Source organism: uncultured Mobiluncus sp. (genome assembly GCF_947254095.1).
Classification (GTDB): domain Bacteria; phylum Actinomycetota; class Actinomycetes; order Actinomycetales; family Actinomycetaceae; genus Mobiluncus.
Window position 1 is genome coordinate 1 of record NZ_CAMYBV010000033.1, and the last position, 7,604, is coordinate 7,604.

The window sequence follows — 7,604 nt, forward strand, 5'->3', positions numbered from 1 at the left end:
TTTGAGCGCCCCTATCCGTTCCGTAAATATGACCAAATTTTTGTTCCCGAATATAACGCCGGAGCCATGGAAAACGTGGGCTGTGTGACGTTCCGTGACGAATACGTGTTCCGGTCCCGCCCCCTGCAAACCCGAGTGGAACGCCGGGTCGTGACTATTCTGCACGAACTAGCCCATATGTGGTTCGGCGACCTCGTCACCATGAAGTGGTGGAACGACTTGTGGCTCAACGAATCTTTCGCAGAGTTTGTCTCCACAAAGGCCACCGCGGAGGCGACCGAGTGGAGGGACATCTGGACAACCTTTTCCTGTTCAGAAAAGATTTGGGCCTACCGTCAGGACCAGCTGCCCTCCACCCACCCGGTTGTGGCCACCATCAATGACCTCGAAGATGTCCAAGTCAACTTTGACGGCATCACCTACGCAAAAGGCGCCTGCGTACTGTCCCAGTTGGTGACGTACGTGGGGTGGGACAACTTCCGCTTGGGAATTAAGGAATACTTCGCCAAACACGAGTGGTCCAACGCCACTTTGACAGACCTGTTGACCGAGCTGGAGGCCACCTCCGGGAAAGACCTGAAAGCGTGGTCGCGCAAATGGCTGGAAGAAGCCGGGATGACGTGGCTGCGTCCCGAAATCCAAACGGACGACAGTGGGGCCATTACTTTCCTGCGCATTGTCCAAGAGCATTTCAATGCTGATGCCACCCCGCGCCCCCAACACATGGCGGTGTGCGCCTACAACCTAGAACAACGCGATGGCAAGACCGTGTTTGTTCCCGGCCACCGCGAGGAATTCGACATGGAAGCCGAGGAATACATCCTCCCCGGTTTCTATGGGCCGCGTCCCGACGTCATTTTGGTCAATGACGGAGACATGGCTTACGGCAAGGTCCGGTTAGACGAACAGTCGCTACAGACAGCTTGCGAACACATCGACGCCTTCACCGATTCGCTGACTCGGTCCCAGATTCTGTCCATCCTGTGGGATATGGTGCGTGACGGCGAGGTCGGGGCCTCCCACTATGTCGATACTGCCCTGCAGGCTCTCATGGTAGAGACCCACCCCATGGTCGTGTCGGTGACTTTGCGCAACCTTGACACCTGTATCGAAAGCTACCTGGCGGTGGAAAACCGCGAAACGGTTGCCCGAAACGTCTCTTCGCGCCTGCGGATGCTGTCTCGCCTGGCCAAAGCCGATTCTGATACGCAGCTGCAGCTGGTTCGCGCTGCCGCTCGCCGGGCGCACAATCCCGAAGACATCGCCGCCAGCGCCGCCCTGTTGGACGGCAGTGAAACCCTCACGGGTCTGCGCATTGACACGGAACTGCGGTGGAACCTGCTGACCTCCTTGGCGGCGGTCGGACACGTGGACCGCGCCGCCATCGAAGCTGAACTCAGTAACGACGACACCGTAAATGGACGCGAACGTGTCCTGCAGGCCACGGCTTCGCTACCCGACCCTGGGATAAAGGCCGAATTCTTTGACCGTGCCTACAGCGACACCACTCTCACTAACGACCAGCTGGCGTCCATCATTGCCGGCTTCAACCGGGCTCAAGACCCGCTGTTGTTGGCTCCTTTTGCCCAGCGTTACTTTGAGATGCTGCGGGAAACCTACGATGAACGCACCCACGAGATTGGCGAACAGCTCATCGAGGGTATGTATCCCTCCGCGCTGGTCGGATTGGAATCCAGCGGTGTCGACGTGTTGGCACTGACCCGGGAATGGCTCTCGAACCATACGGACGCTCCCGCGGCTCTGCTGCGGATGATGCGCGAGAACCAGTCCGGGGCTGAACGTATCGCGAAAGCTCAGCAGCGCGACCGTGAGGGGTAGCCTCGCGGAACCTCGGCATGTGTCAGAACAATTAGGGATGCTCCCAAGCGCGGGTAGCCCAGGAGCGCTTTACTCTGCGGTTTTCGCCATCTGTTCCCGCTCTGGAGGGCGGTGGTGATGGTTCTGAGCGCCGCGAACGCCTACTGTGGACGCGGTCGATAGGTAGGCTCGGAGGGATTCTCCGGCGGAGCAACCGGTGCCTGCGGTTGGGGCGAGGATGCGGAAAAATTCTGAGCTGGCGGTGTGGCCTGCGGCATAGCCGCAGGGTTATAAGCCGCGGGATATCCGTAGGGTGTTCCTTGGTAACCATAGAGTTGGGGATTATACCCCCCGCCGTACTCCGCGGGATACGTCGGGTATGCTTCGGGATAGCTCGGCGCCTGGTAACCGTAGGGATTTTGGGCATAGCTCTGCTGAGGATAGGCGGGGTTCACAGCGACGGCGGTCTCAGGATAAGCCTCCGGGTAAGCTTCAGCAGACGGGGGCTGCTCAACCTGCTTGTTTACCGGCTCGGATTGCACCAGCGGCACCTCAGGACTTGATTCGGGCGCAAGCGCAACGGTTTCAGCAATCACGGGTTCAGCGGTCACGGGTTGCTCCATAGCCGGCTGGGCGGCAGCAGGCTGAACCGGAGCCGGCAGAACCATAGCAGTTGTTTCAACGACGGGCTCAGAAGGGCGGGGCTGGGCCGGAGCGGGAGAGGTTACGGGGGTCTCCTTGCGCACCGGAGCCGATGCACCAGTCTCGGAAGTGTCCTTAACAGCGGTCGGTTTCGGACTCGTGACGGCAGGGGCGGGCTTCGTTTCCTCGGAGGTGTTGGGGATGCCCATAAACGGTTTCGTAATGTAAGGCACCCCAAATCCACCCAAGTTCAAACGCCGCCCTGTCACTTTCATGGTGAAAATAGCAATCATGACGTATATGGCAGCGAACAGCACCCCTAGGATCAGCAGCACCAGGATGCCTTCTCCGGTTCCCATCCAGCGCATCAAATCCACTAAGCCGGGACCACCCGCCCAGCCGATAGTGACGCCCAAAACCGCGGTGATAGCGTAAGAAAACGCCGAAGCGACCGCGTGTACCAGCAATAGGGCAGGAGCCGCAAAAAACAGCAGATACAGTGCCGGTTTATCGGCTCCAACCAAGAACGTGCTGGCGATCAGGAACCAATACATAATGCGCCAGTATTGGCGGTTGCCGCCCTTCAGCTGCAGCAACAGCACCAGGAACAGCGCTGCCAGCCCGAACGCAACCACCGGATATCCCCCGGCGAGGAACAGGGCCTGCTGACCTTCCATCTGCGTACCGCCATACACAAAACAACGATAGGAACCGTTGAGGGTGTCGCCTTGGGTGGTTTGGCAACTGCCGTAGAGATCATACGGGGCAATATTGAGCAGAGCACTGAATCCAGTAACCTCCGCAATGGGGTGCAGAAAACCGTAGAGTGCCGCCCCTAGGGGGCCCGGAGCAGCCATCATTGCCGTGCCGGCAGCCACGGTGATGATCAGGTATAACAGCTGATAAAACACGCCAACAACAATGCCGAGGACGACTCCGCCAGTCGCGCAAATCATCACGACCAAGGGAATCCCGCTGACCATTCGAGCCCAAGGAGCGACTTTGCGGAACCTGAACTCGCTCCAGCAACTGGCCACCAGGAACCCCACCAAGATTCCACCCATAAGTCCTAAGTCAACGCCAGAAACCTCCCCTTGTGAAGAGGCGGTACTGTAGCGAGACAGAGCCATCGTGGCACCCAAGTAACCGACCCAACCAGCCAGCGCCGCTAATCCGATGGCCGCGTTGGGGCGCTTCGCCGCCGCGAAAGCCAACATGAATGCCACAATCAAGGGGTAATACGATTCCACCGTGGTGCCGACGTAGTACAAAATGTCCGCAATCGGCAAAATCCCCGGAAATACTTTACCAAAGCCCTGGTCACCAAGGATATGGCCCTGCCCCAAACGCAGGGACAACTCGGCCGCGCACAGTACCAAAATCGCAACGAACAGATACTGCAGGAACCGTTCATACCATCCCGGCGCTAGAAAACGGGCAAAACGCTGCTGCTTTACGGCAGTATGAGGAACTTTTGCGCCTTTGGGGCTCTTCGCTGGTTTTTTCGCCGCAGGGGTTTTTCCAGTTTTTTTCTTTGCTTTGCCTGCACGGCTCTCAGCAGCGGAGACACGACCCGATTCAGGATTGTCCACCGCTTTGGCTTTCTTGCCTTTGCCCGCCACGCTGGCACTTCCTTTCCTCAGCATCCTTCGGTCAGATTTTAGTCGCGGATACCGCTGCCAAAACCACCTTTAATTTTGCCACAAATTCTGCGTGAAAAACGGCTTTCGACGTGCTAATAAAGGACTCCCCCAGGGCGAAAAACCTTGGCGGCTATCCCCGGACAAAGACCGGGACTCTCACAGCAATTTTCCTAAGGGAATACTAACTTTCATAGTCTTCGGAACACTGCGGATTCACCAGTTCGCGCATTGCTTCGCAGATTTCGCCCACGCCCACGTAGTATTCCAATTCTTCCACTTTGACCGAGCGTCCCAAGGAGTCCGACAGCGGAATGCGCCAGTTGGGGTATTCGTTATTGGTGCCAGGCTGATTTTGCATCCGCAAGTCCCCCACCGCGTCAACCAAGCTGACCACGGACAGCTTTGCCGGGGTCTTGCCGATAAAACGGTGCAGCGCCAGAATCAATTCGGACTCGGTCGGATAATCATTTTCCAACAGCCCCATGTTTCGCAATTGTTCCACCAGTTTCGCAATGTCGTCATACAACGCGTCCTTGGCCTGTTCCAAAGGCTGGGGCAAGATCCCCAAACGATCCTGGACTTCCAGGTGTCCCGCGCGGAGGAATCCCAAAGTCGGGGGCAAATCGTGCGTGTTCACTGCGGCCATGCACATTTCACGGTACTGCTCCGAGGGTTTGAAATCACTGCCGTTGCGTTCAAACCATAGCACGGAAGTGCCCAAGATACCGCGGTCTTTCAGGTAATCGCGGACCCAGTCCTCGACTGTGCCCAAGTCCTCCCCGACCACTACGGCGTGGGCTCGGGCGGCTTCCAACAGCATGATGCCCACGGTGGCCTCGTGGTTGTAACGAACGTAGGTACCCTCGTTGGGATCAGTTCCCCGCGGAATCCACCACAGGCGAATCAGCCCCATCACATGATCGATACGCAAAGCCCCGCAGTCAGCCAAAGCACGGTGAATAATCCCCCGCAGAGGTTCCCAATCGTGGGTGGCCATGTAACGCGGATTCATCGGCGGCTGGGTCCAGTCTTGCCCCAGCTGGTTGTACATATCCGGCGGAGCCCCCACGCTCATGGACCTCACGTAAGCGTCAGGGGTGGACCATACGTCGGCAGCGTACTTGTGCACCCCTACCGCCAGGTCGTTCATAATGCCAATCGTCATGCCGGCATTTTTCGCGGATTCCTGGGCGGCGTGAAGCTGAGTGGAGGCTATCCATTGCAGCCAGCAATAGAACTCCACTTGCTCGGCGAGTTCCTCCCGCAGCGCCGCCACACGTGGACCAGATACATCGGCAACGTCGTCCTCCCAAGGGCCTTGACCGAAACGGTCATACAGAGCACACCACAGGGCAAAGTTTTGCAGGTCCTGGCCGCGGGCCGCAATAAAGTCGCGGAACTCGGCTTCGCGGGAAGGGCTGCGCTTGACCTTAAAAATGACTTCCAAGGCTTCTCGTTTGGCTTTCCAGGAGCGATCCCGGTCGATGTGTTTCACGGCGTCAACCGGGAAAAGTTCATTGGAGGCCTGAGCGAAAGCGACTTTCACCAGGGATTCGGATGTGGAATCCAAATGTCTATATTCCGCGATGTCGGCAGGGCGGATGTACAGCGGGCTCAAGAAACGCCTGGACACGGGCAGGTAAGGGGAAGGCGTGATAGGCACGTTGGGCTCACCCGCGTGCAACGGATTAGTCAACACGAAGTCAGCGCCCTGACGCCCAAAAATCTCGGCAATATGGCCCAAATCGTGAAAGTCTCCCATCCCCCAAGAACCGCGGGAGGTCACCGAATACAGTTGCGTCATCACGCCCCAGGAGCGGGAATGCTCTAGACTCCCCAGCGGCAGCCGGTCGGGGACGACCGCAACCTGCTGGGAAAATTCGCCCTCAACCGTCTTAGCGTGCAAGGTGTGGTAGCCCCACTCGGTGCCTTCAGGAAGTCGAAATGTCGCCTCGCCGCGCCGGCCTTCGGAACCAAAATCGCGGGCCGGGACCCAAATATCGAGCTGCTCCAAAGGACTGGTATAGCCGTTCTCGGTTTCCAACCAGACTTCCAAGCTGGTGCCGTCAGGCACGTGAACCGGGATATTCGCCCCTTGAGACTGGCGGACCACCAGCCCTTTCGGGAGGGTGGAAAACCAGTATTCCCGGTCCAGTGACTCGTGAGCGCGCTCGATATCATCGCTACTTTGCAGGGTGAAACCGAGAGCGTCAATGACCCGAACCAAAGTCGACTGCGGCACCTCATGATAGTTGCCCGCAAAATCCCAATAGTCCGTATCCACCCCCAGCCGACGGGCTAAGTCCTGGACTTGGGGCAAATAACCTTCAAGATAGTGCTTTGTTTCGGCCACTTTATCGAATCCTCAGAAATCCGTTTACTTTTCATCGCACGCCGAAACCACTACCCGGTACGACGCTGGACGGTCTACATTAACGAATTCTAACCGCTTAGTCATGGTAGTGGGCAAGCACACGGGGTGCTATAACGTTTTTCTGCTTCCCTCTGGTATGGCTAGCCTTACCCGCGAGTCAGTTTCCGGTAAACCACCCGGTGCGGGCGGGCCGCTTCCGGCCCCAGTCGCTCGACCTTATTGGCTTCGTAGCCTTCAAAGTTGCCTTCGAACCAGAACCACTGAGCCGGGTTTTCCTCGGTACCCTCATAGGCCAAAATGTGGGTCGCCACGCGGTCGAGGAACCAGCGGTCGTGGGTGACGACCACGGCACAGCCGGGGAACTGCAACAGGGCGTTTTCCAGCGAACTCAAGGTTTCCACGTCCAAATCGTTCGTCGGTTCGTCGAGCAGCAGCAGGTTTCCGCCCTCTTTCAAAGTCAGAGCCAGGTTGAGACGGTTACGTTCCCCACCGGACAGGACACCCGCAGGTTTCTGCTGGTCAGCGCCCTTGAAGCCGAAAGCGGACACATAGGCGCGCGACGGCATCTGCACCTTGCCGACCTCGATGTAATCCGCCCCGTCGGAGACAACCTCCCACAGCGTCTTTTCCGGGTCAATGCCCGCGCGAGCCTGGTCGACATAAGAAATTTTCACGGTTTCCCCGATTTTCAGCTCGCCGCCATCGAGGGGCTCCAACCCGACAATGGTCTTAAACAGGGTCGTTTTCCCCACCCCGTTAGGCCCGATAACGCCCACGATACCGTTTCGCGGCAAGCTAAAGCTCAACCCGTCAATCAGGGTACGGTCCCCAAAACCTTTCTTTAAGTCCTTTGCCTCCAGCACCAGAGTGCCCAATCGCGGCCCCGGCGGAATCTGGATCTCTTCAAAATCAAGTTTTCGAGACTTCTCAGCCTCCGCGGCCATCGCTTCATACGCCTGCAAACGGGCCTTCGACTTGGCTTGACGTCCCTTCGCGGATTGGCGCACCCACTCCAGCTCTTCCTTCAACCGTTTTTGGAGTTTGGCGTCTTTGCGTCCCTGAACTTCCAAACGTTCCTGCTTCTTTTCCAGGTAGGTGGAGTAGTTGCCCTCATAGGGGTACAGGTG

Annotated in this window: 4 protein-coding genes; 1 reads left to right on the forward strand and 3 read right to left on the reverse strand. The window is 57.8% G+C overall.

The genetic code is table 11. From position 1 onward, the window contains the following. Positions 1–1,839, forward strand: a 1,839-nt coding sequence (pepN, locus tag Q0X47_RS08165) for an aminopeptidase N (protein WP_297724878.1), incomplete at its 5' end; no start/stop codon positions are given. 140 nt (positions 1,840–1,979) lie between these two features. Here the strand turns inward: pepN and Q0X47_RS08170 are convergent. From Q0X47_RS08170 to Q0X47_RS08180, 3 genes are all read right to left on the reverse strand, one after another. After that, complete coding sequence (locus tag Q0X47_RS08170; protein ID WP_297724881.1) at positions 1,980–4,106, reverse strand: PTS transporter subunit EIIC; 2,127 nt, start codon at positions 4,104–4,106, stop codon at positions 1,980–1,982. 178 nt (positions 4,107–4,284) lie between these two features. Beyond that, positions 4,285–6,456: a 4-alpha-glucanotransferase gene (gene malQ, locus Q0X47_RS08175; RefSeq protein ID WP_297724884.1), complete on the reverse strand. Its 2,172-nt coding sequence runs from the start codon at positions 6,454–6,456 to the stop codon at positions 4,285–4,287. Between the two features lie 167 nt (positions 6,457–6,623). Continuing rightward, on the reverse strand, positions 6,624–7,604 hold a 981-nt coding region (locus tag Q0X47_RS08180; RefSeq protein ID WP_297724887.1), incomplete at its 5' end, for an ATP-binding cassette domain-containing protein.